At 56.0% G+C, this 1,218-nt stretch carries 1 protein-coding gene; it reads right to left on the bottom strand.

All coding sequences use genetic code 11. The features are described from left to right. Window positions 1-18: 18 nt before the first annotated feature. A protein-coding gene (locus tag CRO46_RS19755; protein WP_097109529.1) for an IS3 family transposase occupies window positions 19-1,169 on the bottom strand; the annotation gives its coding sequence in 2 pieces (ribosomal slippage) (window positions 19-920 and window positions 920-1,169; 1,152 coding nt in all). Window positions 1,170-1,218: the final 49 nt, after the last annotated feature.

The raw sequence follows: 1,218 nt of genomic DNA, 5'->3' as shown, positions 1-1,218 counted from the left end.
TGAATAGCCCCGAGTTTTCTAGACGCCCTCGGTTTTCATTTCTTGCTGCCGTTCGAACTCGACGGGCGACAGCATCCCGTTCCTGGCATGCTTGCGGTTTGGGTTGTAGAACATCTCGATGTAGTCGAACACATCCTGTCTGGCTTCGACGCGGGTCTTGTAGGTTCGACGCCGTATCCGCTCCCGTTTGAGCAAGTTGAAGAAGCTCTCGGCAACCGCGTTGTCATGACAGTTTCCGCGCCTGCTCATTGAGTGTTCCAGGTTGTGAGCCTTGAGGAAAGCAGCCCAGTCGATGCTGGTGAACTGCGAGCCCTGGTCCGAATGGATCAGCACCCTGTTCTTCGGCTTTCTACGCCACACGGACATGAGCAGGGCCTGCAAGACCACGTCCGCCGTCTGACGGCTCTGCATTGCCCAGCCGACGACACGCCGGGAGTATAGATCGATCACGACCGCCAGATAGGCGAAACCTTCCAATGTTCTGATATAGGTGATGTCGGTCACCCAGACCGTGTCTGGCGCATCCACGTCGAACTGCCGGTCCAGCGTGTTGTTGACGACTAATGCCGGCTTTCCGCCATAGCTGCCAGGCCGACGCTTGTAGCCGATCTGGGCCTTGATGCCCGCCAGTGTAGCCAGACGCGCAACGCGGTTAGGACAGCACGTTTCGCCTTGATCCAGCAGATCATCGTGGAGCTTACGATAGCCATAGACCTTGCCGCTGTCTTCCCAAGCTGTCCTGATCAGCTTTGTCTGACGTTCGTCTTCCTGTGCCCGATTGCTAAACGGGTTCTTCAGCCATGCGTAGAAGCCGCTAGGTTGAATGCGAAGGGAACGGCACATCGCTCGCACCGAAAACAGCGGACGATGCTCTGCTACGAAGGCGTACTTCACTTTGCATCTCGCGCGAAGTACGCCGTTGCCTTTTTTAAGATGTCGCGCTCCTCCGTCACACGCGCCAGTTCAAGCTTCAGTCGTCGAACTTCAGCAGCCTGTTCGTCGATAGACCCATCGCGGGAGCCTGACTTCGCGAACCGCTTCTTCCACGCATAAAGCGAGTGGGAACTGACACCCAAGCGCTTCGAAACTTCCGCAACCGGATAACCGCGCTCAACGATCTGATGAACAGCATCGCGTTTGAAATCGTCACTGAATTTGGCTGTGCTCATGATGGCCTCCTTGCCTCAAATTTAGGGAAGAAGGCGTCTACAAATCTAG

The organism is Parahoeflea halophila (genome assembly GCF_900220985.1).
Lineage (GTDB): Bacteria > Pseudomonadota > Alphaproteobacteria > Rhizobiales > Rhizobiaceae > Hoeflea > Hoeflea halophila.
Note: the sequence above shows the minus strand (reverse complement) of the source record. Positions and strands in the feature narration are given on the sequence as shown.